General features: G+C 42.6%; 27 protein-coding genes. 21 read left to right on the top strand and 6 right to left on the bottom strand.

All coding sequences use genetic code 11. The features are described 5' to 3' along the window. Window positions 1–104 precede the first annotated feature (104 nt). Window positions 105–1748 (bottom strand): hypothetical protein, encoded by a 1644-nt coding sequence (locus tag GKR92_05475; GenBank protein QMU61179.1) that lies wholly within the window; start codon window positions 1746–1748, stop codon window positions 105–107. Further along, on the bottom strand, window positions 1738–2217 hold the full coding sequence (locus GKR92_05470) for a DUF2924 domain-containing protein (protein QMU61178.1): 480 nt from the start codon (window positions 2215–2217) through the stop codon (window positions 1738–1740). Before GKR92_05470 ends, GKR92_05475 begins: the two co-directional genes overlap by 11 nt. A 189-nt stretch (window positions 2218–2406) precedes the next feature. On the opposite strand from GKR92_05470, the gene GKR92_05465 reads away from it, so the two are divergent. The 4 genes from GKR92_05465 to terL all read left to right on the top strand — a co-directional run bounded on the left by GKR92_05465 (window position 2407) and on the right by terL (window position 6368). Continuing rightward, on the top strand, window positions 2407–3111 hold the full coding sequence (locus GKR92_05465; GenBank protein QMU61177.1) for a hypothetical protein: 705 nt from the start codon (window positions 2407–2409) through the stop codon (window positions 3109–3111). Between the two features lie 111 nt (window positions 3112–3222). Then, window positions 3223–4566 carry a DNA methylase N-4 gene (locus GKR92_05460; GenBank protein QMU61176.1) on the top strand — a complete coding sequence of 448 codons (1344 nt, stop codon included), beginning with the start codon at window positions 3223–3225 and terminating at the stop codon, window positions 4564–4566. Next, the gene (locus GKR92_05455) at window positions 4553–4969 is read left to right on the top strand and encodes a hypothetical protein (GenBank protein ID QMU61175.1); all 417 of its coding nucleotides are present in this window, start codon (window positions 4553–4555) and stop codon (window positions 4967–4969) included. Before GKR92_05460 ends, GKR92_05455 begins: the two co-directional genes overlap by 14 nt. After that, complete coding sequence (terL, locus tag GKR92_05450) at window positions 4875–6368, top strand: phage terminase large subunit (protein QMU61174.1); 1494 nt, start codon at window positions 4875–4877, stop codon at window positions 6366–6368. The genes GKR92_05455 and terL overlap by 95 nt, the downstream gene beginning before the upstream one ends. Window positions 6369–6458: 90 nt before the next feature. Here the strand turns inward: terL and GKR92_05445 are convergent, their stop codons facing one another. The 4 genes from GKR92_05445 to GKR92_05430 all read right to left on the bottom strand — a co-directional run bounded on the left by GKR92_05445 (window position 6459) and on the right by GKR92_05430 (window position 8526). Then, window positions 6459–6650 (bottom strand): hypothetical protein, encoded by a 192-nt coding sequence (locus tag GKR92_05445; protein ID QMU61173.1) that lies wholly within the window; start codon window positions 6648–6650, stop codon window positions 6459–6461. Between the two features lie 15 nt (window positions 6651–6665). Beyond that, window positions 6666–6923: a hypothetical protein gene (locus tag GKR92_05440; GenBank protein QMU61172.1), complete on the bottom strand. Its 258-nt coding sequence runs from the start codon at window positions 6921–6923 to the stop codon at window positions 6666–6668. Between the two features lie 166 nt (window positions 6924–7089). Further along, window positions 7090–7455, bottom strand: a complete 366-nt coding sequence (locus GKR92_05435) for a hypothetical protein (protein ID QMU61171.1) — start codon at window positions 7453–7455, stop codon at window positions 7090–7092. 522 nt (window positions 7456–7977) lie between these two features. Continuing rightward, window positions 7978–8526, bottom strand: coding sequence for a GAF domain-containing protein (locus tag GKR92_05430; protein QMU61170.1), 549 nt, complete (start codon window positions 8524–8526; stop codon window positions 7978–7980). A 492-nt stretch (window positions 8527–9018) separates the two neighbouring features. Between GKR92_05430 and GKR92_05425 the strand changes: the two genes are divergently transcribed. The 17 genes from GKR92_05425 to GKR92_05345 all read left to right on the top strand — a co-directional run bounded on the left by GKR92_05425 (window position 9019) and on the right by GKR92_05345 (window position 26242). After that, window positions 9019–9171, top strand: coding sequence for a hypothetical protein (locus tag GKR92_05425; protein ID QMU61169.1), 153 nt, complete (start codon window positions 9019–9021; stop codon window positions 9169–9171). A gap of 255 nt (window positions 9172–9426) precedes the next feature. Then, the gene (locus GKR92_05420; GenBank protein QMU61168.1) at window positions 9427–15348 is read left to right on the top strand and encodes a hypothetical protein; all 5922 of its coding nucleotides are present in this window, start codon (window positions 9427–9429) and stop codon (window positions 15346–15348) included. 760 nt (window positions 15349–16108) lie between these two features. Beyond that, window positions 16109–16984 carry a MerR family transcriptional regulator gene (locus GKR92_05415; protein QMU61167.1) on the top strand — a complete coding sequence of 292 codons (876 nt, stop codon included), beginning with the start codon at window positions 16109–16111 and terminating at the stop codon, window positions 16982–16984. Further along, entirely contained in the window at window positions 16981–17322 is a 342-nt protein-coding gene (locus GKR92_05410) for a hypothetical protein (GenBank protein QMU61166.1), read from the top strand. The genes GKR92_05415 and GKR92_05410 overlap by 4 nt, the downstream gene beginning before the upstream one ends. A gap of 1326 nt (window positions 17323–18648) precedes the next feature. Continuing rightward, window positions 18649–18828, top strand: a complete 180-nt coding sequence (locus GKR92_05405) for a MerR family DNA-binding transcriptional regulator (GenBank protein QMU62719.1) — start codon at window positions 18649–18651, stop codon at window positions 18826–18828. A 539-nt stretch (window positions 18829–19367) separates the two neighbouring features. After that, on the top strand, window positions 19368–19640 hold the full coding sequence (locus GKR92_05400) for a hypothetical protein (GenBank protein ID QMU61165.1): 273 nt from the start codon (window positions 19368–19370) through the stop codon (window positions 19638–19640). 7 nt (window positions 19641–19647) lie between these two features. Then, a complete protein-coding gene (locus tag GKR92_05395) occupies window positions 19648–19941 on the top strand; it encodes a hypothetical protein (protein QMU61164.1) in 294 nt (97 codons plus the stop codon). A 141-nt stretch (window positions 19942–20082) separates the two neighbouring features. Beyond that, complete coding sequence (locus GKR92_05390; GenBank protein ID QMU61163.1) at window positions 20083–20223, top strand: hypothetical protein; 141 nt, start codon at window positions 20083–20085, stop codon at window positions 20221–20223. Beyond that, window positions 20198–20413, top strand: coding sequence for a DUF3375 family protein (locus GKR92_05385; GenBank protein ID QMU62718.1), 216 nt, complete (start codon window positions 20198–20200; stop codon window positions 20411–20413). The genes GKR92_05390 and GKR92_05385 overlap by 26 nt, the downstream gene beginning before the upstream one ends. Before the next feature lie 108 nt (window positions 20414–20521). Beyond that, window positions 20522–21379, top strand: coding sequence for a hypothetical protein (locus tag GKR92_05380; protein QMU61162.1), 858 nt, complete (start codon window positions 20522–20524; stop codon window positions 21377–21379). A 162-nt stretch (window positions 21380–21541) separates the two neighbouring features. Beyond that, window positions 21542–21751, top strand: a complete 210-nt coding sequence (locus tag GKR92_05375; protein QMU61161.1) for a hypothetical protein — start codon at window positions 21542–21544, stop codon at window positions 21749–21751. A gap of 198 nt (window positions 21752–21949) precedes the next feature. After that, window positions 21950–22672: a hypothetical protein gene (locus tag GKR92_05370; protein ID QMU61160.1), complete on the top strand. Its 723-nt coding sequence runs from the start codon at window positions 21950–21952 to the stop codon at window positions 22670–22672. An 814-nt stretch (window positions 22673–23486) separates the two neighbouring features. Next, complete coding sequence (locus GKR92_05365; protein QMU61159.1) at window positions 23487–23924, top strand: MerR family transcriptional regulator; 438 nt, start codon at window positions 23487–23489, stop codon at window positions 23922–23924. A 30-nt stretch (window positions 23925–23954) separates the two neighbouring features. After that, window positions 23955–24230: a hypothetical protein gene (locus GKR92_05360; GenBank protein ID QMU61158.1), complete on the top strand. Its 276-nt coding sequence runs from the start codon at window positions 23955–23957 to the stop codon at window positions 24228–24230. Window positions 24231–24237: 7 nt separating this feature from the next. Then, window positions 24238–24630, top strand: coding sequence for a hypothetical protein (locus GKR92_05355; GenBank protein QMU61157.1), 393 nt, complete (start codon window positions 24238–24240; stop codon window positions 24628–24630). A 94-nt stretch (window positions 24631–24724) separates the two neighbouring features. After that, window positions 24725–25075 (top strand): hypothetical protein, encoded by a 351-nt coding sequence (locus GKR92_05350; protein ID QMU61156.1) that lies wholly within the window; start codon window positions 24725–24727, stop codon window positions 25073–25075. 33 nt (window positions 25076–25108) lie between these two features. Further along, on the top strand, window positions 25109–26242 hold the full coding sequence (locus GKR92_05345; GenBank protein QMU61155.1) for a hypothetical protein: 1134 nt from the start codon (window positions 25109–25111) through the stop codon (window positions 26240–26242). Window positions 26243–26244: the final 2 nt, after the last annotated feature.

The following is a 26244-nucleotide window of genomic DNA, read 5'->3' as shown; positions in this document are numbered from 1 at the left end:
AACCCTTAGAGTGTTAAAAAGTAAAATATGAATATGAATATGAATATTAATTTATTCATTTCATAACAATGTTTGTTCAATGGTTTCTCTTTATCATAAAAAAATCAATTCGTTCCATATTTACTATTCTGTTTTCCCCAATCTAATGGAAAAATCTCTCTTATTTCTTCAAGTGCTAGATCTGTCGAGTTCAAACCATTATTAATTGCACTTAGTATTATTGGTGACAAATACGCCAGTCGAAGAATCCTTCGAATATAACTCACCCGCACTTGCTCTTTATTTGCAATTTCTCGCAGAGAAGCAATTGACCCATCCAGTAAACCTTGATTCCATTCCATTGCCTTAGCAATCGCTCTTTGAACAGCTTGAGTAGAAGAAGTATTCACAACAGCACTTTTCCCATTGATCACCAATGTTTGACCTTTACCGACATGTTGCCATTCAATGGCTTTCTTATAGATATAAGAATCTTTATTTATAGGGTCTAGCCCAAATAGAAGTGCTAATTGCTCAGGAAAGATATGTAGAGCTAGCTCAGCACGTTTGATAATGATCTTGCTAACAGACTTAAGATTGTTATGTTGTTTGAAATCATGGTTTTCTTCTTTTAGTAATCTCTTTATTTGCTTGTTAACCATCTTTATTAACGACAGCTTGGGTTTCTCATAACCGATAATCTCTAATACTTTTTGTGCATCAGAAAAAAATTCAGTCAGTGATTTTAATACTGTAGTTTCCACTTCCTCTGCAGTGACCCGTGCGATGGAGCCTGCTTCTTGATCTTGATGTTGCAGCAAGGCTTGGCTCACATAATAGCGATAGCGTTTATTACCTTTTTTACTATGTGAAGGTGTCATGCGATGACCTCTGTCATCAAACAACAATCCTGCTAAAGGACTCCGCTCAAGTGCATGCGTTTTATTGATAGACTCGTGATGGTTTATTCGCAGGATGGATTGTGTCTGCTTCCATACTTTAAGTTCTACTATGGCAGGGTGTTGGCCATCGAAGACCTGGTCTTTATGTCTTACTTTTCCAATATAGAGTGGGTTATGAAGTATTTTATACAAAATACCGCGACTGAAGTGTTTGCCTTGTTTAGTTTTATATCTTGATTGATCTAAATGCTGTTTCAGTAAACGGACTGATTTGAATTCAATATATCGATTAAAAATATAGTGTATGGTTTTGGCTTCTTTCTTATTAATTACTAAGAGCCGATCTTTAACGTTATACCCGAGTGGAATGGGTCCACCCATCCACATGCCTTTCTTTTTAGAAGCGGCAATTTTGTCTCGTATGCGTTCACCGGTGACTTCACGTTCAAATTGCGCAAATGAAAGTAATACATTGAGCGTCAGTCTACCCATGGAGGTGGATGTATTAAATTGTTGTGTCACGGAGACAAAAGACACCGAATGCTCATCAAACAATTCCACTAGCTTGGCAAAGTCGGCTAAGGAGCGACTGAGACGATCAACTTTATAGACTACAATCACATCAACGAGCTTTTGCTTGATAGCGTCTATTAGTTTTAAAAGAGCAGGGCGCTTTATATTCCCGCCTGAAAAACCACCATCATCAAATGTATCTTTCACTACAACCCAGCCTTCATGCTTTTGACTATGTATATACGCTTCAGAGGCTTCACGTTGCGCATCAAGTGAATTAAAACTTTGATCGAGTCCTTCTTCTGAAGACTTACGGGTATAGATTGCGCAGCGTTTGGTAGCGTTATTTTTCATGGAGGGTTTTCGTTAGGCCAAAGAATTTGGGTCCTGAGATATGATTGCCCGTAATGTGTTTGGCTATGGGAGTTAAACTTTTATAAGTTTGTTGATTGTAAACAAAGCCTTCTTTGGTTTTGTTTACGATATACGTATGACCACGCCATTCACGTATTAATTGGGTGCCCGGAGATGGGGATGCCGTTTTTTGCTTGAGTGTATTCTGGAACTGTTTGTATATTTTCTTGCGTAGTTTAATGGGATTTTGTCCTTGTGCTTCAGCTTGTAAGCCCCAGGCCACATTGCCATGTAAAAAGGTAGTGCTTACTCGTTTAGGCACCTCTCTTTTATATAGGCGTACAAACTGCTCTTTAAGTACGGCTTTGTCCTCACGGCTTAAGTCCTTGGTAGCTTTGTTAATAAGTGCTTGATGTTGTCGTATCACCCCACCATTCGTCCATACAGTGGGGTGGAAGTCCAGTGACAAGAGTTGTTTTCTGGGAAGATTTGTGAGGCTGGGTTAAACTTTTTAATTGACTTCATAAAAATATATACCTAATTATTAGGGATCCAATAAATAGAGCGAGCTGTGTGAATTCGTTATTTTGGGTAACAAAATATAAGTATTCATCTTGTAAAGAATTTGTAAAAGATTGATTGTATATCTGGAGGAATTATGTCGAAAACACAACCAAGATGGGGCGGAAATGAGGCAATTAAGCAACCCGAAGTGCCTGAATGGAATTTAGATATTTTGAAAAAAATTAGTGAGCTGTTGGGTATTCAGGAGCCGTCCGAATATGAAGCTATGCGCATATATATGCGAGAAATTTCCGCGGATTATTTGCGTTGGAAATATATAGAAGAGATATCTTCAACAAGAGCAGAGCAACGCGCGGAGCTTGAATCCGTGTTGGAAAAAGTTCAGAGTTTAGAACATGTGCTACAGGAGTTAAATATGGCTTCTGAGAATGGAATAATAGATGAGCTTATGATGAATACGCATAAAACGAAAATAGAAGAAGAGTTGAGATTTATGCAACTAAGTGAGTTAAGAATACAATTGGAGCACCTTAGCGATGCTACGCAAACAAGTATTAATAAATTAAAATCACAGCGTGGACCCGATATTAAGACCGCACTTAGGCTTACTATACAATTACTAATTGAATATTATGAAAAAGTTACAGGTAAGAAGCCGACTCACTATCCTTATGATAAAACAGAATACATAAGCGGTGGTCTATTTTCCGAAGCCGATTGTTTTGTCAAGGCGTTTTTCGAACATGTAGACACATCTTTGGTGGGTCCATCTGTTAAGGACCTATCAAAAAATGATGCAAGAATCTCAACTATAATGGCTGAATTAATTAAAAATTAAAATAAAAAATGTAATTGGACTAATATAATTAATTTACTCATGGCCAAATTATTTAATATTTTTAGTTAAATAAACCATGCAAGCTTAGCGATTTCTACATAGGAAGTCGTTATGCATGCATTAAAATCTACTTTCGATACATCTGTTGCTCTTGAGATCAAACAGATTCCACTTTCACAATTAAATCCTCTAGGTCGGCAGATCCGTAAGTATGACAAGAGGCAAAGTAAAAAATTACAGCACAGTTTAAAAACCTATGGCTGCGTGTTACCGATTGTTGTCGATCAAAAAAGCCAGGTGGTAGGTGGATGGGCTTTGGCATCTGCGGCAAAAGCACTTGGTTGGGATGCGTTGCCATGCGTGCGGATTGATCATTTATCCGAGGAACAGCTGCGCGCATTACGTATAGCACTGAATCGTTTAGGAGAAGAATCCGAGTGGGATTTACCTGCGCTCAAGCTGGAAATTACTGAGCTAATATCGGTTGATAGCCAATTTGATATCACTTTCACCGGATTTGAAATGGGAGAGGTGGACGTGATGCTATGTGATCTAGATTCCGATGAAGAATCACCACCACCAGTACTTGATCCACAAGAGCCTATCGTATCTCGCTCAAATGATTTATTTATGTTGGGGGAGAACAGGATTTTGTGTGCCGATGCACGTGACAAAAATAATTACCACGCATTACTAAATGGTGAGCCAGTGCAGATGGTGATTACGGATCCACCATTTAATGTACCGATTCGAGGCCATGTATCAGGCAACGGTCGCGTTCAGCACAAAGAATTTGCCATGGCTTCAGGTGAACTGTCTGCCACAGAGTTCCTCGAATTTTTACTCACGGTATGTCGTGCGATGGTTGAGGTTAGTAGAGAAGGTGCATTGCACTATCTTTTCATGGATTGGCGACACATGCATCTTCTACTCAACGCGACGCAAGATATCTACGCTTCACTGCATAATTTATGTGTGTGGGTGAAAAGTAATGGCGGCATGGGTAGCTTTTACCGCAGCAGACATGAATTAGTGTTTGTCTTTAAAGTAGGCACTTCCTCTCATATTAACAATGTCGAACTGGGGCGTATGGGACGTTATCGAACAAACGTTTGGGAGTACGCTGGGTGTAGCAGTTTTGGCCCAGACCGTGAGGCGTTGTTAGCGTTGCACCCCACCGTCAAGCCAAAACAATTAGTGGCTGACGCTATTTTAGATGCCTCCAATCGTGGCGGTGCTATTTTAGATCCGTTTCTTGGTTCAGGGACAACCATTATTGCTTGCGAGGAAATCGGTCGGCGTGGCTTTGGAATGGAACTTGATCCAATGTATGTAGATATCGCTATTCAACGTTGGCAAGAAGCTACTCAACAAGATGCCATTCATGAGTCGTCAGGTTTGGCTTTCCATGCCATAGCGCAACAACGCAAGGAGAATAGTGATGACAATTCATGATGATGACTACGAAATTGGATACAGCAAACCTCCCAGAGATTCACAGTTTAAAAAGGGTCAATCAGGTAATCCGAAAGGTCGCCCTCGTGGAGTGCGTAACTTTAAAACGGAATTAATAGAAGTCATCAACAGCAAAGTGAAGGTAAATCGTAATGGAAAAAAACAAAAGATCTCGGCAAAGTATGCTGTTTTTTTAAAGTTAACGGAAAAAAGTTTAAGCGGTAATGTGCCTGCCATACGAACCTTAATCGAATTGATGCGCACCTACGATGAGGAGGAAATCGATTTAGCCGCTGCAGCGTTATCAAATGAGGATGCAAAAATTATCGAACGCTTTACGAAACAAATTCGTGATCAAGCTAAGCATGATAATAACGCAAAGGAGGTGTCTGATGATGAGTAACTCGCAACAATTGCTGAATGCTGTTTTAAAAATAGAGTTGTCAGCATTTGTGGCCAAAGTGTTTGCAACCTTGTCTCCTGGTGTTACGTATCTTCATAACTGGCACATCGATGCGATTGCCTATGCGTTAATGCAATGTTATGAAGGCAAGGAGCCGCGATTGGTGATTACCCAACCTCCGCGCTCTTTAAAATCGATCTGTACATCAGTCGCATTTGTCGCCTGGGCGCTAGGACACAATCCTGGCTTGACGTTTATTTGTGTTAGTTATTCACAAGACTTAGCCGTCGATCTTGCTCAGAAGTTTCGTGTAGTCATCAATAGTATGTGGTATTGCGCTTTGTTTCCCAAGGTTCGATGGACTAAAGAGACCGAAGCCCATTGTATTACGACTTTGGGTGGCGGGCGGCTGGCCACCTCCATTGGGGGCACGCTTACAGGACGGGGTGCGGACATTATTATTATCGATGATCCACTCAAAGCAGAAGATGCACTTTCCGATGTCGCACGTAAAAATGTCATCACTTGGTATACCAATACATTGTTAAGTCGATTTAATCGGCCATCCAAAGGTGTGTTGATTTTAGTCATGCAACGTTTGCATGAAGAAGATTTAGCGGGCGAAGTGGCGCTAGACTGGGAACGTTTGGAATTACCCGCCATTGCCATTAATGATCAAAAAGTTTCCATTGGGCAAGATACTTTTCATTATTGGAGACAAGGTGAGTTGTTGCATGAAGCACGATTGTCTCAATCGTATTTGGATGGTGTAAAAAAAGATATTGGCAGCATGGCATTTTCTGCACAGTATCAGCAACGTCCTATTCCGGTTGAAGGCAATTTGGTGAAGCGTGAATGGTTTCAGTGGTATACACATGAACCTACCCCTAGCCATCGTCGCATTGTCCAAAGTTGGGATATTGCTGGCACATTAAAAGGTGATTATTCGGTGTGTACGACGTGGCTTGTTATCAAGAAAAAGTACTACTTGTTACATGTGTGGCGACGGCAAGTCGAATTTCCTGAGTTAAAACGTCAAGTCGTTCGTCTTGCGAATGAATTTGATGCAAACACATTGCTGATCGAAAAAGCCGGGTTGGGGTTATCGTTGATTCAGGAATTACGACAATCTAACGAAGTGATAAACCCTATAGCCATACAACCTCATGGCGATAAGATCGTACGTTTGGAAGGGGTGAGTTCGATGATTGAAAATGGACAGGTGACTCTTCCAAAAGACGCATCATGGCTAGATGATTACTTGCATGAGATGTTAGGGTTTCCCAATACTAAATATGATGATCAAGTCGATAGTACCTCTCAATTTCTTGAATGGATTCGGCGACGTGGCTCTACACCTACGAATATTATAGTCGGACCAAAATTATTTACCAATTAAGGATTTTACTTACTTGGAAATAATGTGATCAAAAAATCGTTCGAACTCATCTTCATGGATATGAAGTTGCTGTATTTTCCTTATTGCAAATCATTTTCTATATTTCGTAATCAACTCCATTGCAAGCAGCCTAGAAAGTTCTTCTTTTCTACTGCCACCAAGTTGTGTTGGGCCAACCGATCCAAATTCGGGATGAGTCACTTTTAGCATTGCTAATTCATCTGCACCTTCCAACCTACAGGTAAATGTTTCATTTTTTACAAGTATATTAAATTTGCTCATCTTATTACTTCCTTGTTAATCAATTGACATAAAATGTGTAGCAATTTTTTTCCACTCGTCTAATCTCTGGCGCTCATACAAGTCGACACAAAATCCTTTGCTGCTCATATGCGACAACTTGAAAATTATTTGATAGTTTTGTTTAGTATCACTGCTATTGAATTCGAAAGTCATGTCACCTATGACGGGTGAATCATTAGATACGTTTCGAAACGACTCCCTATCAATAATGCTCATTGCCGAGCTTTTTGCGACGGGCCATTTTTTGAGCATAGCAAAGTTCGGGAGTTGATTCTGTGCATTGACCTCAAAATAGTCGTAGAGAAAGTTAGTAAGTTTATGTAAGCACACTGTTAAGGCGGTTATTAAATTTTCTAGGGAGCTACAAATATTGGTAACTGTACGCTTGCCTAGATTTATACTGGCAACATATTTCTGGCTACTCTATCGCAAAAATTTTGTGGCATGAAAGATTGATTTTCATCTCCTCCGGAGTTGGAATGAGTGTCCCATGGGCGGATAGAGGTTTGCCCTCAAATAAGATTTCCTCCTCACAAATAATTTGGCCGACAAAATCCATATACCAGTTTTGAAGCCCAGGAATTATAGATGTTGCGTGTTCGTTATATTGTACGATGTTGAGTCTGCCACTAACTTCTTTATCATTACAGTAGCAGTTTCCAACGTAATAGAATCCACTGTCTCCCCCAATGATTCGATTATTTTCTAATACCACCATTCCCATCCCGTATGACTTGATAAACGGGACATGAAATTCTACAGTCCAAAGTCCATTGATCTTCATTGGTTTTTCTCCGGCTTGTCTTACTAAATACTACGCAAGTATAAAGGTTGCACTTAACTGCAAGGCTAGGCAGTGCGTCACATAATGGAAAATTTGAACTTTTACTTTTTCTTCATCCTCGATCTTACAATTTCCAATGCTGCACTGTAATATGCTTTATTACACAAATTAGCACGCTGCTGCTCAAGCCACTTTTTCGTCACTTCGTACTCGGTTTCAGTATGAAGACAGACATGTTTTTGGCTAATTTGTTCTAAATGAAGATTCACAATACTAATAAAAATAGTAAAGTGGTCTGTTTGTTTAAGATTGATCACCGAAATACTCCAATGCAGCTTGTATCCATTCTGTTATTAAACACTATGAACTATAAGATAATGTCAAGTGAATTTAGTGTCGATTAATTTTAGTATGTTAAAAATGCATGAGAGAAGAAACGAATTACACTAGGGTGCGCTGATGTTGTCGTGCTTTTTATGCCATAGCATTCACTGGATGAATGCTTTTGGCTAAAGGCAATCATTAGGGCAGTTTGTTGAGTTCATACTCAATGCTGGTAGAAAAGTGATGGCCATAGATGATGTTCTCGACCATTGCTCCAAGAATGCTAACCATACGTCTTTCATGAAATGTGAATATCCTAGGACTTGTATCAAATAAGCATAGTGTTCCGATGTTCTTGCCGGATTCAGATTGCAATACATAGCTAATGTAAGATCTTATCCAAGGTTTGCCAGCTACTTGTGGATTATCAAAAAAACGAATATCTGATTTCGTATCGTAAATCTCATAAATACGATCTTTCAGGTTAGTCGATTTGATTTCACAAATTGCATGTGCACAAATTGAGATTTTTCGTGGAATTTCAATTTTATTAATCCCATATGTCGACTTGGGCCATTGGCGGCTTATATCGATCAGAGTAATGAGGCAAATTGGTGCATCAAGTGTATTAGCTGCAAATTGAGTAATGCAATCAAACCGCACATCAGGTTGAGTATCGAGCAAATTGCTCGCATGCAGTGCCCGTAAACGGGTAAATTCGTCTTGTGGCATTGGGGCGAAAATCATCGTTGTAACTATTAAATAAATGTTTTGCTAGATACAGAGTCTATTTTTTATCTATGACTTTAGTGTAAGTAATGTCTACTCGCTTCAGATTGTCTGGAGTCCTTCAATTTTTTGTGTTTGGTAGATGTTGCTACGTCCTAAATAAAATATATGTGTTGTGTTTCCTAATCTGAATGCTCTTTGTATAAAAGATTGCATCAGCCATAATGAAGAAATAGAAGAGAAAAAAGTAAACAGTAAATCATGACGAGGTGCTCTCTATTATATTAATGGCGTCAAATCGAATTCATAATTTACTTTTTGCTAACACCGTAGTCCTGCAGATAAATTTCTTAAATTCAAGCACTGCATTTTTTTCTGTTAGTTCATCTTGTTCAAATTTATGTATCACCCTATTTTTTACATCTTCGATTGCATGTTCAACTGAATCAGCCTCTAACCGGTAGAGTCCACCAGTGTCATATACCTGGTATATCCCATCCGCGTCATCCCTTGCAAATACTTAGATTAGAAAATACATCTTCTAATGCTACTGTAACCATCAATGCAGGCATTACGTTTACTCTCACGACTACTCAACCTGATTTTTTGGTTATAAAAAATAATAAAACGGCTTACATGGGTAAAAATGTAGCAAAAAAATAACTTCATCGTCTTCTTGTAGAGAACTTTATATTAAGCACTATGCACCTAAGATTAGTGTCAAGGGATTTTTGTCTGTTAACGGTGAACAAATTGAAAAGGTTGAGCGCAAGCAAATTTTTTCAGTGCAAGAATTACTATGCACTTAGCTTCATAGGTCGAGTTTAACTTCAAAAACAATTTTAAATAAGGGTTGACTTACACTTAAGTTCATAGCGTAAAAACTTAGGGGTCTAATAAAAAATTTTAAGAATAAAAATGAACCCTGCAACCTATATAAGACTGCACACTACCTTGTTTAACGATACGAGCCTACGCGTGTGTAGCGATCAAACAAGTCGTGTACCCAAAACTATCAAGTTCACCATGCTTCTCCTGATCAGTGTCAGTCTTCTCGGGGCATGTGACTGGGGAGGTGGAGGTGGGTCTTCAAACGCTAGTTTAGCGATTGTGAAAACCTTAGATAGCAATGCCGATGAAGACACCAGCACCACGGTGAGTCTGAACGACACCTTAACTTACAGTGTCACGGTGACCAACGATGGCAACACCACGTTGAACAATGTGGTGGTGACGGATGCGCAACTGACCCCGAACCCCACTACCTGTGCGAGGTTATTACCGAGTGCAAGCTGTGTGTTAAGCGGCACCTATCAAGTGCAACAAGGTGATGTCGATGCCGGCAGCATTAACAACACCGGCAGTGTGACCAGCACCGAAGTGCCGGGTCCGACCACCGACACGTTAAACATGCCGGTCCCACAAAACGCTAGTTTAGCGATTGATAAAACCTTAGATAGCAATGCCGATGAAGACACCAGCACCACGGTGAGCTTGAATGACACCTTAACTTACAGTGTCACGGTGACCAACGACGGCAACACCACCTTGAATAATGTGGTGGTGACGGATGCGCAACTGACCCCGAACACAAATACCTGTGCAACGTTAGCACCGAGTGCAAGCTGTGTGTTAAGCGGCACCTATCAAGTGCAACAAGGTGATGTCGATGCCGGCAGCATTAACAACACCGGCAGTGTGACCAGCACGGAAGTGCCGGGTCCGACCACTGACACGTTAAACACCCCGGTCCCACAAAACGCTAGTTTAGCGATTGTGAAAACCTTAGATAGCAATGCCGATGAAGACACCACCACCACGGTGAGTCTGAACGACACCTTAACTTACAGTGTCACGGTGACCAACGATGGCAACACCACGTTGAACAATGTGGTGGTGACGGATGCGCAACTGACCCCGAACCCCACTACCTGTGCGAGGTTATTACCGAGTGCAAGCTGTGTGTTAAGCGGCACCTATCAAGTGCAACAAGGTGATGTCGATGCCGGCAGCATTAACAACACCGGCAGTGTGACCAGCACCGAAGTGCCGGGTCCGACCACCGACACGTTAAACATGCCGGTCCCACAAAACGCTAGTTTAGCGATTGATAAAACCTTAGATAGCAATGCCGATGAAGACACCAGCACCACGGTGAGTCTGAACGACACCTTAACTTACAGTGTCACGGTGACCAACGACGGCAACACCACCTTGAATAATGTGGTGGTGACGGATGCGCAACTGACCCCGAACCCCACTACCTGTGCGAGGTTATTACCGAGTGCAAGCTGTGTGTTAAGCGGCACCTATCAAGTGCAACAAGGTGATGTCGATGCCGGCAGCATTAACAACACCGGCAGTGTGACCAGCACCGAAGTGCCGGGTCCGACCACCGACACGTTAAACATGCCGGTCCCACAAAACGCTAGTTTAGCGATTGATAAAACCTTAGATAGCAATGCCGATGAAGACACCAGCACCACGGTGAGTCTGAACGACACCTTAACTTACAGTGTCACGGTGACCAACGACGGCAACACCACCTTGAATAATGTGGTGGTGACGGATGCGCAACTGACCCCGAACACAAATACCTGTGCAACGTTAGCACCGAGTGCGACCTGTGTGTTAAGCGGTACACATGTGGTGAACCAAGCGGAAGTGAATGCCGGCAGCATTAACAACACCGGCAGTGTGACCAGCACCGAAGTGCCGGGTCCGACCACCGACACGTTAAACATGCCGGTCCCACAAAACGCTAGTTTAGCGATTGATAAAACCTTAGATAGCAATGCCGATGAAGACACCAGCACCACGGTGAGCTTGAATGACACCTTAACTTACAGTGTCACGGTGACCAACGACGGCAACACCACCTTGAATAATGTGGTGGTGACGGATGCGCAACTGACCCCGAACACAAATACCTGTGCAACGTTAGCACCGAGTGCAAGCTGTGTGTTAAGCGGCACCTATCAAGTGCAACAAGGTGATGTCGATGCCGGCAGCATTAACAACACCGGCAGTGTGACCAGCACGGAAGTGCCGGGTCCGACCACTGACACGTTAAACACCCCGGTCCCACAAAACGCTAGTTTAGCGATTGTGAAAACCTTAGATAGCAATGCCGATGAAGACACCACCACCACGGTGAGTCTGAACGACACCTTAACTTACAGTGTCACGGTGACCAACGATGGCAACACCACGTTGAACAATGTGGTGGTGACGGATGCGCAACTGACCCCGAACCCCACTACCTGTGCGAGGTTATTACCGAGTGCAAGCTGTGTGTTAAGCGGCACCTATCAAGTGCAACAAGGTGATGTCGATGCCGGCAGCATTAACAACACCGGCAGTGTGACCAGCACGGAAGTGCCGGGTCCGACCACTGACACGTTAAACACCCCGGTCCCACAAAACGCTAGTTTAGCGATTGTGAAAACCTTAGATAGCAATGCCGATGAAGACACCACCACCACGGTGAGTCTGAACGACACCTTAACTTACAGTGTCACGGTGACCAACGATGGCAACACCACGTTGAACAATGTGGTGGTGACGGATGCGCAACTGACCCCGAACACAAATACCTGTGCAACGTTAGCACCGAGTGCGACCTGTGTGTTAAGCGGTACACATGTGGTGAACCAAGCGGAAGTGAATGCCGGCAGCATTAACAACACCGGCAGTGTGACCAGCACCGAAGTGCCGGGTCCGACCACCGACACGTTAAACATGCCGGTCCCACAAAACGCTAGTTTAGCGATTGATAAAACCTTAGATAGCAATGCCGATGAAGACACCAGCACCACGGTGAGCTTGAATGACACCTTAACTTACAGTGTCACGGTGACCAACGACGGCAACACCACCTTGAATAATGTGGTGGTGACGGATGCGCAACTGACCCCGAACACAAATACCTGTGCAACGTTAGCACCGAGTGCAAGCTGTGTGTTAAGCGGCACCTATCAAGTGCAACAAGGTGATGTCGATGCCGGCAGCATTAACAACACCGGCAGTGTGACCAGCACGGAAGTGCCGGGTCCGACCACTGACACGTTAAACACCCCGGTCCCACAAAACGCTAGTTTAGCGATTGTGAAAACCTTAGATAGCAATGCCGATGAAGACACCACCACCACGGTGAGTCTGAACGACACCTTAACTTACAGTGTCACGGTGACCAACGATGGCAACACCACGTTGAACAATGTGGTGGTGACGGATGCGCAACTGACCCCGAACCCCACTACCTGTGCGAGGTTATTACCGAGTGCAAGCTGTGTGTTAAGCGGCACCTATCAAGTGCAACAAGGTGATGTCGATGCCGGCAGCATTAACAACACCGGCAGTGTGACCAGCACGGAAGTGCCGGGTCCGACCACTGACACGTTAAACACCCCGGTAGGGGTGCCGAATGTGAGTGGGGTGGCCCAATTTAGCGACGTCAACAGAAATGGCGTACTGGACGCCAACGACCAGTTAATTGTGCCGTTTGACCGCGAGATTCGTGTGACTAACGCCGATGCCGACGACCTGAACTTGCCGATAGAGGGCGACAGCCTGGGCAGCGGTGCGACGATTGCACTTGGACCGGGGAACGACAAGATCACGGTGACCCTACCTGATGATAACAGCATAAATTTCAAGACCCGCGGGACCTTTGATGCCGCCACCACCACCCTCAATGCTCCCTCGGGCATTGATGTGAGCATGATGATCATGCCAAACAGCATCGAAGGGGTTAATGGTGAGGACGCGGCGGCGTCCATCCCGATTGATCTGGTGCCGGGGTTTGTAAATTCTGACCAGTCGCTGGGCACCAATAACAGTTTTGGCGTAGCGCTGGGCGATGTAAACGGTGACGGCGACCTGGATGTGGTGGTGGCCAATTTCGGCCAGGTTAACCGGGTGTATATCAACGACGGCAGTGGCGGCTTCAGCGGTGCGGATCTGAGCAGCGATACCAATAACAGTTTTGGCGTAGCGTTCGGGGATGTGGACGGTGACGGCGACCTGGATGTGGTGGTGGCCAATGCCGACCAGGTTAACCGGGTGTATATCAACGACGGCAGTGGCGGCTTCAGCGGTACGAATCTGAGCAGCGACATCAATAACAGTCGTGGTGTGGCGCTGGGGGATGTGGACGGTGACGGTGACCTGGATGTGGTGGTGGCCAATGCCGGCCAGGTTAACCGGGTGTATATCAACGACGGCAGTGGCGGCTTCAGCGGTGCGAATCTGAGTAGCGATACCGATGACAGTTTTGGCGTAGCGCTGGGGGATGTGAACAATGACGGCGACCTGGATGTGGTGGTGGCCAATGACGCCCAGGTTAACCGGGTGTATATCAACGACGGCGACGTCAGCGACGGTTTCAGCGGTACGGATCTGAGCAGCGATACCGATGACAGTTTTGGCGTGGCGCTGGGGGATGTGAACAATGACGGCGACCTGGATGTGGTGGTGGCCAATGACGCCCAGGTTAACCGGGTGTATATCAACGACGGCAGTGGCGGCTTCAGCGGTACGGATCTGAGCAGCGATACCGATGACAGTTTTGGCGTGGCGCTGGGGGATGTGGACGGTGACGGCAAGCTGGATGTGGTGGTGGCCAATGACGCCCAGGTTAACCGGGTGTATACCAACACCAGCACATCCAGCGGCATTAACTTCAGCGGTGCGAATCTGAGCAGCGATACCCTTAGCAGTTTTGGCGTAGCGCTGGGGGATGTAAACGGTGACGGCGATCTGGATATGGTGGTGGCCAATGACGCCCAGGTTAACCGGGTGTACCACAATTCCTTGTCCGGCACCTGGGGCAGTTCCAGCTTCAGCGGTGCGAATCTGAGTAGCGACACCGATGACAGTTCTGACGTGGCGCTGGGGGATGTGGACGGTGACGGTGACCTGGATGTGGTGGTGGCCAATGCCGGCCAGGTTAACCGGGTGCATATCAACGACGGCAGTGGCGGTTTCAACGGTGCGGATCTGAGCAGCGACGCCAATCAAAGTCGTGGCGTGGCGCTGGGGGATGTGGACGGTGACGGCGACCTGGATGTGGTGGTGGCCAATGCCGGCCAGGTTAACCGGGTGCATATCAACGACGGCAGTGGCGGTTTCAACGGTGCGGATCTGAGCAGCGACGCCAATCAAAGTCGTGGCGTAGCGCTTGGGGATGTGGACGGTGATGGCGACCTGGATGTGGTGGTGGCCAATGTCGGCCAGGTTAACCGGGAGTATATCAACGACGGCAGTGGCGGCTTCAGCGGCGCGAATCTGAGCAGCGATGTCCTTAGCAGTTTTGGCGTAGCGCTTGGGGATGTGGACGGTGATGGCGACCTGGATGTGGTGGTGGCCAATGTCGGCCAGGTTAACCGGGAGTATATCAACGACGGCAGTGGCGGCTTCAGCGGCGCGAATCTGAGCAGCGATGTCCTTAGCAGTTTTGGCGTAGCGCTTGGGGATGTGGACGGTGATGGCGACCTGGATGTGGTGGTGGCCAATGTCGGCCAGGTTAACCGGGAGTATATCAACGACGGCAGTGGCGGCTTCAGCGGCGCGAATCTGAGCAGCGATGTCCTTAGCAGTTTTGGCGTAGCGCTTGGGGATGTGGACGGTGATGGCGACCTGGATGTGGTGGTGGCCAATGTCGGCCAGGTTAACCGGGAGTATATCAACGACGGCAGTGGCGGCTTCAGCGGCGCGAATCTGAGCAGCGACACCGATGACAGTTCTGACGTGGCGCTGGGGGATGTGGACGGTGATGGCGACCTGGATGTGGTGGTGACCAATGACGCCCAGGTTAACCGTGTGTACAGCAATCAGTGAGCCTTCATGCACTGTTGTAGAAATGTACGAACGTTATCTTGGAGCCAGTGGTACAAAGGAAACGGTGATTTTATAACGTGGATTCAAGTTGCAACATCTAATCACTAACTATAGGAAGGGGATGTTGAAAAAGAAGTACAGACAGAAGATCTACTACATTGACGAACAGAGGGATGCAAGAGAACTGCAAGAGAATTGGCTGTTGGTCGCGATGAGCCTCACTCTATACATATATATATGTATAGATGAGGCCGGACTATACGGAATCGATTGATAATTTGGTTGCAATGATGGATGAAAAAAGGACAACAATATAAAAACTCCTGCTGCTTATCTAGACCGGCAATTACACCTTATTATATGGCGGACAATACCTATCCTCATTGGTGTCAGTTTACTCAGTGCTTGCCTTAATTATTATTTCATAGTTAAAAAAATAACTGTATTTAATGTTTGCCTTAGACATAGGTTCATAGTTAAAAAAATAACTGTATTTAATGTTTGCCTTAGACATAGGTTCATAGTTAAAAAAATAACTGTATTTAATGTTTGCCTTAGACATAGGTTCATAGTTTAAAAAATAACTGTATTTAATGTTTGCCTTAGACATAGGTTCATAGTTTAAAAAATAACTGTATTTAATGCTTGCCTTAGACATAGGTTCATAGTTTAAAAAATAACTGTATTTAATGCTTGCCTTAGACATAGGTTCATAGTTTAAAAATACAAATGAGTTATGACATGTTAATAAGGACAAATAATGGAATTAACCATCCAGCAAATAGCGAATGTAGCGGGCGTGACTGTACCCACGCTTCGCTTTTATGAAAGAGAAAAATTACTTTTGCCAGAAGGTAGAAACGGATCGAACTACCGGATTTACTCCGAACCATCTCTAATTCGCATTAACTTTATAAAGGCAGCACAAACACTTGGGTTTACATTGAGTGAGATCAAACAAATTTTAGTCATTAATAATAAAAGTGAAAATTATCCAAATGCTTTAGATTTTGCGGTATTAAAATTAAACCAAACAAATAATAAAATTAGTAAATTAACAAATCAAAAAGACAAGTTAGCGGAACTCATTGAAAAATGCAGTTTGGGTGGTACTAAAGATGTTGCTACTTTTTTTGAGTATTTAAATAAACAGCAACTTACGCCCAGTCCTGATTTTATGTCTTGTCGGCATTCTTATTTATTTGATATTGGCCGGTGGGTTTTAAAAGGGCACTGCCATGCCAATGGAGAGCTGGGTGTGAAAATGACAGGCAATGTTTACATTGAACACAAGAATAATTTGTGGAGCGTTCGACGTAAATTGCATTTATTAGACAAAAATAACACCAACGAATCCATCACGTTTAATATTCCTATTGTGAAGGACTCCAATGTTACACAAAAATTTACTGCTGAATGTTCAGTGTATGGTGAAGTGCAGGGCATCATTACCTTTGCAGGCCAGGATATTTTTAAACAATATGAGGTGTCTGGTCATGGAATTAGTGGGTGTGAATTTCTAAAAAGGATCCATAAAGATTTATATGAATCAAAAGGAGTATTATCGAATGGCACCAAAACCCTAATAGATTGGGACTATTCGATGAAGCGTGATACGGATATCAATACACCGTGAGTGGCGGCTATGTTATGCAAAGAAGAGAGGGAGATAAAGACATTATTATTACTCGTTTTTTACATCAGTTGGATGAATCACTCCGCTTGTTTTTTAAAGAAGTTGATCAAAAAAAATTTCTTACTACAGAAAAACATGTGACGGACATAATAAGTGCGATTGATTATTTGAATCTATTTAACGTTGATAAAATAGATATTTATAGAAACTTAAAACTACTTGGTAACGACGGAGATGAAAACTTGCGCTTCTTTTATGGAGTGTCGAGAGAGGGTTGCAATTTGCCGCTTGAGCTTAAATATGTTTTTGAAAAAATAGGGATAATTAAAGTGAGCTGATGAATAGCCTGCGTTGTTGTCAGCATACCGGTCAATGTCACGCATCAATATTGATATGAATCCCAGGCTCCTCCACCTCGATATTTTTGTGTGACATTCAATCAATTTTGAAGGGACTTTTAAAAGCAAAAAAAAATAATTTTCTTTTTTTATTCGAGCGGTCCTAGATAAATTGATTGAAGCTGCGCAAAAGGAAATTACCACTAAGAAATAGATAACTATAGAGGCATAATTTGATCAAAGAAGCTTGTATACCTCGATGCATGAGCCACTTTTTCATTTTGCTAAATTGATACTTGACTCTTACCTGTAGTGCAACCTATACAATATTCTTAGCATTGAAGTGTAATGATGAATAAGGGTCAATCAAGTTAAGAAGAATGGCAATTCAATGCAAACGATGAGCAACACATCAATATATTTCGTTAGCCTAATGTCTTGTGGAACTATTGTATGCGTTGTTTTTGAGGAATAGAATTTATGTACGCAAGAGTATAGATTAAAACATACAAGATACAGAATAAATGTTAATGATGGAACATCATAGTAAGCAACATAACTTTTTTATTGGTTAGGAAGCAGTGTTTGCATGGCATTTTAGTATTACTACCTGGAATACCAGAATACGTTCAACGTTTGAGAAAATATCTCTCCATAAGAGCAGGGGCATAGATAGTGATTATTTCCCATTGCGGGGTCTCCGATAGGTTGGCCTCGCCTTTTTAAGGGGTAAGCAATGAAATGCATATGCTTAGTATATATAAAGGGAAGATTAGAATTAGAGCGTTGTAGCTTTATGCAATTGAAATAAATTATTGTAAGTACATTTAAATTGTCTCTTTAAATGCCACCAGTTCTTGAAGTTAATAGCTGATTTATTGTCATTTGTTTAATTAGAATTTAAAAAGATTTTTGCAAGTTCTTCTTTTTTTCAGTTCCTCTTTTTGGTAATTATATTATGGATCATGAGAAAAGTTTTATACCAATTAAGTTAATGAAAAGAGATTTTGCAAATTTAATTAGGCGAGGTTTTAATGAAGTAAATCGAGTCACTGCGTACTATGCGGTCAGATGGATTAGATACTAGTGCATTTTGTGACTGCCAGAGTGCTGTTATCCCTCCTAAGAGGAGTAATGGTCCGAGTCCAGCGTCCGCCAACCTGCGCTGGGCTCACTTTTAAAGAGTTTGTTTGGTGGCAATTTCATTAACATTTTTAATAAACATTTTCTGCAATTTTTCTTTATTTACTCTAAGCGCTTGCCTTAACCATAGGTTCATAGTTTTAAAATACAACTTAATTATAACAATCTTGCTAGAGGGATAAACTGGTGGAACTGACTATTCAGCAGATAGCAGATAAAGCGGGCGTAACCGTAGCCACGCTTCGCTTTTACGAAAGAAAAAGTTACTTATGCCGGAAGGCAGAAACGAATCTAACTATTGTATTTATAACAAAGTATCTCCGCTTAAGAAGAACTAATGAGCAGTGCTATATCCGTTATTAGCATACTGATTAATGTCACGTCACACGCAGACGACATTGTAAATGTATACCTCAATGCAAACTATTTTTTTATTTTGTGAAGTCGGTACTTGACCCTTATGTATGGTGTAACCTGAATAATGCATCTTGTGATTAAGTGTAATTAAATTAGAGATCAATCAAAAAATTATGAAAGATAAAAATCCAATGCAAACAATATTCAGCTTGTCGATATGCATCGCTAGCTTATGTTTAGTGAGCCTGTTGTATATGTTGTCTGAGAGAAATCTTTTTTCGTCTGTGTATTTGCTTTATATCGTGAGTTGCTTAGGCTTTTATATTTATCTTCGAATACAGAAACTATGATGGTGTGCTGTTTTTTAATTGCATATGGGAATTGTGGTGGAAAGTAGTGAAACAGGTAAAAAAACAAACCATGAGTGAGATTCTCACTCTTTAGTACACAGTTTTGTTGTTTTAATTGGATTGTAACTGTGTTCTATATTTGCTATTTTTTCGTACATTTGACAATAAGGTATAGAGTTTAAGGAATACAAAAGCATGAAACAAAACTTGCAAGATTCAGAAATAAATGTTGATGAAGATAGTTTTCGTAAATTTAATAGACAAACAACTAATACATATAATTGTTTAGTAGCTGAAGTTGTTGAATTGAAAAAAATTGTCTATGAAACAAGAAATACACAAAAACACACTTTAGGATTTGTAAATGAGGTATTTGGAATAATAAGTAGAAGACAAGTAATTCAAGCTATCATTTCTAGCGCCTTAGTTTTTGTCGGTGTAATTATCTTGTTGGTAAATTATTTGTAACGAGAATATGGATGAATACAATATTACTTCAATTGACGATGTGCCTATAATTGCGTGGCATATACAACACCACGGTACTTTTTTATTTACGTATTCCATGGACAAGGATATAGCTTATATCTTTTTAATCTCATCAAGATCTGTTGGAGTTTTTCTTGGTCCGGCGGGTCTTTTAGCAGGATTGCTTGCTGGAGGTAAGAAGAAACAAATTACCTTTGTATGTAAGTTTAAGGATGGAAGAAAGTTCTTAGCCACTGTACCTTCTAAAGTTTATATGGAGATTTCGGCGTCGGTTTTCTAATCTTACTTCGCAAATCAATTATCATCTTTGTCAAACTCAAGTCGAATTTTTGATACACCAATCTCACTAAAGTAAACAAACTTTCGAGGATACTTATGAGGCAGCTGTAGGGGGAGTCCGCAACTAAATGCGGACTATTGGATGAAAACATATAAACAGATTGTCAGCTATAAACGTCTTCGAAGTGAACCTGCTTGGAAACTGTTGGCGACAGACAATGCTCCCGCTACATTAGCGCTGCTTACAACTTACTTTACTGGAAAAAGAACGTCGTCTACCTAGTTCTATTTTACATGAGCGCATCAATCGTGAGCTGAAGCAATTGAGAGCCTATGGAGAATATTTACCCCAAACTGCACAAAGCTATATCAGTAAATGGTTATCGTCGGGCTTTTTAGAACGATCTTATGAGCCACAGGCAAGTGAAGAAATGTATGAGCTTAGCGCGCCAGCGGCCCAAGCCCCAGAGTAGCCCCGCTAGGTCCTCATATCTAAGTTTTGGCAGAAGTAAAGCATTAGAGATTGATGGCGACCTGATGCTGGTTTGTTTAAATTGTTTACGAAAAGTGAGGAAAGCAAAGTGAATAAATTGATAATGCTAATCTTGACCGTTCTATTTTTTTTGTTTGGTAGCAATGGCGGCAGCGACGAAGGCGGTCCGACTGTAACGAATTTATGTGATCCTAACGATGACTTGGTTTTGCAAGGTCTGTATGAAATAACCTTTAATCCATTTGTTAATGATGATCTTGTTGTGGATGGTCAGCTATTAGTTACTGAAGATTGTAAATTTATAACCATGGTTAATGAAAACCAAGAAGAACTTTTTGCATACCGATTAAACTTTGGCGAATTCACATTACAATTAGTGGATGATCTTGTGCTTTGGGCTGTATCGATGCGTCCTTACACTGATGTGAACGACAACGGGGTTCTTTTAAGAGATTTGGAACTTAGAACTAATGAACCTTTAGTTCTCACAGATCAAGGTAGTTTTGTATTTAATGCCGACGCAATAAATGTCGATGTGATTAATGAAATCGGTGAATTCCTAACGCTTTTAAAGTTACCGCAGGAAACGATTAATCCAGATGATATTGATATCTCAACCGATCTAATACCCGCGCCTTTGTTTAATGCGGTATTTGCTAATGTATCGTTTACTGCACCTCTGGTCAGAAGTGTAAATACTCAATTAGTTTATAATGCACCACTTAATGGCTGCACATTTAGAAATACGTTTACTGATCGGGTGGATACCAGTATTTATAATATTGGCGGCCTCTTTCTTGGTTGTGGTGATTTGGATAGTAACTTTAATGGCTTGGCTAACTTTGGCCGCAATAATGGTTGGCTTTATTTTATTGCTGCTGTTGAAACTAATGATGGCTTGATGGCTAGTGCATTTGCAATGCGAGAGGTAGAAGTGAATGAGTAATACAAATTACGTAATTTGGGAAGATACCTCAGAAGTTCTTTGTATAATGGACCTAGGACCATGGTATCAAGCCCGTGCGATGAACACTGTTAACGAAGGAGTATCAATACGAAAACACTTTTCTCACTAATATTAACGATCACGCTTACAGGTTGCGTGAGCATGATTGTTTCGAGCTTCATTATGGATGCGGATACTAATGGAGATAAATATGTAGATAAGGCTGAATGGGATGCTGACTTTGATTACCGCAAAAAGAGTAAGCCTGAACTAACTCGTGAAGAACACGAGGCAATCTTTCAAGATATGGACCTCAACAAAGACGGTCGTTTGAATAAGGAAGAGATTTTGGAGTGGGCTGAAAAGGCTTAGGAGTTCTTACATGAAAACACTTATTACAGTAGTCATCAGTTTATTTGTTATAGCTGAAGCTATGCATCATACATTGGCTTATCTACCCAGGCTTGATTGCAGAGCCCTTGCTTAATCCTGAAAATGTTAGCACTACATTATGGGTCGGTGCGGTACACTCGTTGGTCTGGGTGCAAACAAGTTTAGCTGCCTTCGCTAATGGCAGGCTCAGTAGATATAAAAGAAGTTGCGGCTATTTTGCTAGAAGAGAGTGAAGGAATGTGTCTCGACATTCTGCTGCAAAAACACTCACCGCAAAACATTCGCACCAAGTACGGCCCGATCCTGCGCAGACATTTGGTACATGGCGATATTGATATCATCCAAAACCATTTAATTCTGCAGAAGTTCAAACCTATTCTGTTTCGTTACTCCCATTCAGAAGTAAATACACAAGCTCTAGCGTTAAATGTAAATCTATTTTGGTTAGAACGTATTATATTTAATGGCATTGAATTTGGCATGCCACCGAACACCACAACACCCACCAAGAAAAAGAATAGAGCACCTCGCAAAATTAAAGTTAAAGAAACTAACGCTAAGCCGAAAAAATTTATCGATCAATGCATGTGCGTACATCAAGGCTCGCAGTTTTCTAGGTATGACTTTATTAAGTTTCATGTAAACTATCTGGGCGGTGCTCATCTGAGTAAGCCAGCCGAAGATCAATTAAGATTAAGAGAAACCGTTGCTTTTGATTGTGAGACGCCCGGAAACATCAAAATATTGATGGGAGCTGGAATTCTACAAGCCAAAATGGATGACCAACGCAGACGACATATCTATGAGCTCGCTGATCTTGTATTACTCGACACTGCTCTACATTTCTGCAAAAGCGTTGTGAAAAGACAAAAAGATATTAGCCAACTATCATCACAGTGATTAAGGCGTGCTTTTAAGTATTCGTAATCTTAACTCGTGACGCTTGCTAATCGGTTGGGGTCGCGAGTTCGAATCTCGTTTCCCGCTCCAAAAAGCTATCCTTAAATCAAGCATTTATTCTCTCCTTGCTAACACCTGGATTCTCCCTGGGATTAGGAATGGGGTTAGGTTCACTCCTGAATTATAGAATTATCAGGTAAAGACAGCCGCCAGATTGTCGAGATTGTTTACAAGAGGCCCGAAGACTTCAAGAGGTACAGCACGGGGATTGTTGGGATCCTGATATAGAAACTATTCGTGTTAATCAATTCTTAGGCACGATATCCAATCTCCTTAAAGATTCTTTACTGTGTGATGAGATCAAAGATGTTTGTCTATTTGCTATGCAAATTACTGGCAAGCAGGTCAAAGGAGTTTACTCATGATGAAATTCTTTGATGCAGTAGGCAGCGTGATGTTTTCGTTTTTGTGGGTGGTGTTTTTGATCGGCTATGGGGCGGGCTTTATCTTTGATCATCATCATTGTCCTTAAGTTCGCTGTAAATATTTAAATTTCATTTATCGCAGATATTCCCTTATGGGTGTAATGAGTGGATAAAGGTTTGGGTCTAGATTTTTAGGAATTTAGACTTATTCTAAATTTAATGACAATTTGGTCACATTTTGAACAAAGTGTGACCAAGTTCACAAAAAACATGGATGTTGGACCTAGGTCTATAGCCACAAAGTACTTGCGGTTGTACCTGCGTCTAACGCTTTAATTAACAACTTCAATTGTTTCCAAGAGAAATGGTTATGTTGAAAGGTGGCATTTATGAAATTGATGAAGCGTGGCCAGATTGCCGTAGAGCTTGGTATTGGCCGAGATACATTGCTCGTGTGGGAGCAAGCTGGATTACTTTCTCCTGGACGCAACGATGCTGGACATCGGATGTATGGGGATCTGTGTTTTGCCCGATGTCGATTTATACAAGCTTCACAAGCATTAGGGTTCACCTTAGAGAAAATCAAACGTGTATTGGAATACTCTGAGACTACACACGCAAAGGAGTTTGTGAGGTTGGAAGCACTGACACGACTAGAAGAGATCAGTGTAGAGATAGATCAGATGAAGGAAAGTCGTGCAGTGTTGTTGGAGATCATCAAGATTTGTGATGGGGATCCAACTTGTGAGTGTGAGTTTATGAATTACCTATTCTCACATATCAAGCATGAAGCGCATTTGAATATTGTACAAGGCGGTAAACGATAAAAAAATAATCAAACACATGAAGGAATATATATGGAGGCAGCTACATTAAAACATCGAATCTATAACCCGGTTGGTTTTCGAGGATTAGTGGACCTGCATTTAGAAGCCAACAAGCAGCGACCTATACATGGACGCGAGCTAGAGATCTTGGAGATCTACCTACACAAACAAGGGGGCGGTAATGGAATGCATAAAAAATGTGTGGACGCGATTATTCGCTTTCGCAAAAAGCAATCTGAAACCACTCAGTATTGTAGTGCTAGTGCTCATGCTTCAAGCATGCTGGCAGGTAGCCAGTCCAGATGAACCGGGAGTGATCACCGACTTTGCTGACACGGGCGAAGCCCGCTGTTTTTCGCAAGTGGTGCTCGTCTCCATTGTGAATGGAGATGCGCTCAGATTGAGCGACATCCCTACAAGTTATAGCGTGCATCGCTCCATTGTGAACCAAGCATTCATTAATGATGTGAATAACGATGTAGATAAAACATTACCGGTGGGGGTGATGTTTGGGGTGAGCTTTCCCATCAATACATCCTTTGATGTGGTGAGTGCGTTCTTAGCCCCCGATCCCCCGGCTAACACCGAGAAACTAAACAACGACGCCAACAATGAATACGTGGAACTGCATCTAACTGATGTGGAGAACGTGCTCTACATAATTACAAAGAGTTTATATGATGAAATTGTACAAGACTGTGTTTAAACCGCGTCCCCAGCCATGGTATGACCCACAAGAAATTACCGTGGTCCGAGCCTGTCTAGCCCCAACCCTGAGCAGGCTCATCTTATTACTTCTCTTGTGTGCAACAACCCTCCATGGCGAGGATGCACAAGATGAGATTGATCCAGAACAGCTCACACCGATCATGCCAGATGAAGTGTTGCCCGCGAATAAGCCTGATAACAATCATATGAAGATGATGATGGAGGTCTGCAAAGATCAGATCGTCTCCATGATGCTTAACGGCATCGAGATCCCAGACACTGGCATCCTGCAAGACGTCGATCATTTTATATTTATGTGGGATCGCACTATTAAAACCAGTAACGATGAACAAGACGCTACCAAAATCAGTGCACATTGTTATGTGGGTAAAGAGAAAGGGGACATCACCAAGTTGCTCATAGATGGCATACAGGTGATCTAGGTTGTAATTACCCTCAATTGGGGAGGAGAGACTATGAAAGTAAAAAACCTATCGATGATAGGTTGGTTGTTAATGATATGGATATTAGGAGTATCACAAGGACATGCTATACCAACTGTCACCATTGATCGCGCCTTCGAGCAGCAAGGTAATGCGATGAATGTCACCATACGCGTGAGTGTACCGGCCGGTGATCCTGTCACCTCGGGACAATTCAGAGCCTTTATGTGGTTCCGTCCTGGCACCTTCAGCACCGATGAAGGCGTGCTGGATCATATTGATACTTCACGTAAATACTTTAATTTTAATACACCACCGGGAAACACCTCGGCTACCACGTTTGTGATTCGCCTTGCTGATCTTGGACCCTTTGCCAGTCCTGTCTATGGTCAGCACTTCATCATGCAACTGAATCCAGATAGCGGGCATGAAGGCGCGTTCACCCCGGTGGCACAATACGCTACGGTATTGAATCGAAACCCAGGGACCACGGTGTATAACCCTAACAATCGATGTGCATGTCAGTATCCAGCTTTTTTTTGTACTGCCTGGAAACCCCCGACGGGTTGTTCGGGTTCACCCTACACCGACATCACCAAGGTGTGTCAGGCAAACACCTGTGAGGGTGAGTCTGAGGTATGCAGTAATAATGTAGGAGTCGTCATCAGACGCGAATGCTTACCAGACTGTGCAACGATCTGTGAGAACTATGTGCAAGAGCATCCTATTGATGCACCTACACTTGCCTGTGAGTTTCCTGCCTTTTTCTTAAAATCCAGACGTACCTGCATGCTGCCACCGTTCCCAACGGATGATAACGATCTCGCAGGTAAAGACATGGATGCCGACGGTATTCGTGATGATGCAGAGTTCTCCATCATTGGACACACCCAAAGTTTACCGGCACGGATTCACTATGCAGAGATGGCCAAAGGTTACCAAGCATTGCTTTCCTCTCCCGGTGTACCGGTGGTAACACAAGCGGCTGAACGGATCATCTCAAGCAAAGAGGCATGTCTTGAAGGCATGACGGAGCTTGGTGATGTACGTGGTTCTGACTTCTTGTTGCCTCAAGTATTGAACAACCCCGTTAGAAGTCGTGCGTATTGGAGTCATCTTCAATCACAACATGCAACACTCGCGGAGGTACCGCCACCGTGTCAGTAAGA

It is taken from the genome of Gammaproteobacteria bacterium (assembly GCA_014075255.1).
GTDB lineage: Bacteria > Pseudomonadota > Gammaproteobacteria > UBA4575 > UBA4575 > JABDMD01.
The sequence above is the reverse complement of the archived record's forward strand: the minus strand, read 5'-3'. Positions and strand labels throughout refer to the sequence as shown.

Bases quoted from the DNA above. Each gene is read 5' to 3' on its own strand.
- GKR92_05475 (QMU61179.1), bottom strand. From the start codon at position 1,748: ATGAAAAATAACGCTACCAAACGCTGCGCAATCTATACCCGTAAGTCT.
- GKR92_05465 (QMU61177.1), top strand. From the start codon at position 2,407: ATGTCGAAAACACAACCAAGATGGGGCGGAAATGAGGCAATTAAGCAA.
- GKR92_05460 (QMU61176.1), top strand. From the start codon at position 3,223: ATGCATGCATTAAAATCTACTTTCGATACATCTGTTGCTCTTGAGATC.
- GKR92_05455 (QMU61175.1), top strand. From the start codon at position 4,553: ATGACAATTCATGATGATGACTACGAAATTGGATACAGCAAACCTCCC.
- terL (QMU61174.1), top strand. From the start codon at position 4,875: ATGAGGATGCAAAAATTATCGAACGCTTTACGAAACAAATTCGTGATC.
- GKR92_05445 (QMU61173.1), bottom strand. From the start codon at position 6,650: ATGAGCAAATTTAATATACTTGTAAAAAATGAAACATTTACCTGTAGG.
- GKR92_05440 (QMU61172.1), bottom strand. From the start codon at position 6,923: ATGCTCAAAAAATGGCCCGTCGCAAAAAGCTCGGCAATGAGCATTATT.
- GKR92_05435 (QMU61171.1), bottom strand. From the start codon at position 7,455: ATGAAGATCAATGGACTTTGGACTGTAGAATTTCATGTCCCGTTTATC.
- GKR92_05430 (QMU61170.1), bottom strand. From the start codon at position 8,526: ATGATTTTCGCCCCAATGCCACAAGACGAATTTACCCGTTTACGGGCA.
- GKR92_05420 (QMU61168.1), top strand. From the start codon at position 9,427: ATGAACCCTGCAACCTATATAAGACTGCACACTACCTTGTTTAACGAT.
- GKR92_05415 (QMU61167.1), top strand. From the start codon at position 16,109: ATGGAATTAACCATCCAGCAAATAGCGAATGTAGCGGGCGTGACTGTA.
- GKR92_05400 (QMU61165.1), top strand. From the start codon at position 19,368: ATGAAACAAAACTTGCAAGATTCAGAAATAAATGTTGATGAAGATAGT.
- GKR92_05395 (QMU61164.1), top strand. From the start codon at position 19,648: ATGGATGAATACAATATTACTTCAATTGACGATGTGCCTATAATTGCG.
- GKR92_05390 (QMU61163.1), top strand. From the start codon at position 20,083: ATGAAAACATATAAACAGATTGTCAGCTATAAACGTCTTCGAAGTGAA.
- GKR92_05375 (QMU61161.1), top strand. From the start codon at position 21,542: ATGATTGTTTCGAGCTTCATTATGGATGCGGATACTAATGGAGATAAA.
- GKR92_05370 (QMU61160.1), top strand. From the start codon at position 21,950: ATGGCAGGCTCAGTAGATATAAAAGAAGTTGCGGCTATTTTGCTAGAA.
- GKR92_05365 (QMU61159.1), top strand. From the start codon at position 23,487: ATGAAATTGATGAAGCGTGGCCAGATTGCCGTAGAGCTTGGTATTGGC.
- GKR92_05360 (QMU61158.1), top strand. From the start codon at position 23,955: ATGGAGGCAGCTACATTAAAACATCGAATCTATAACCCGGTTGGTTTT.
- GKR92_05345 (QMU61155.1), top strand. From the start codon at position 25,109: ATGAAAGTAAAAAACCTATCGATGATAGGTTGGTTGTTAATGATATGG.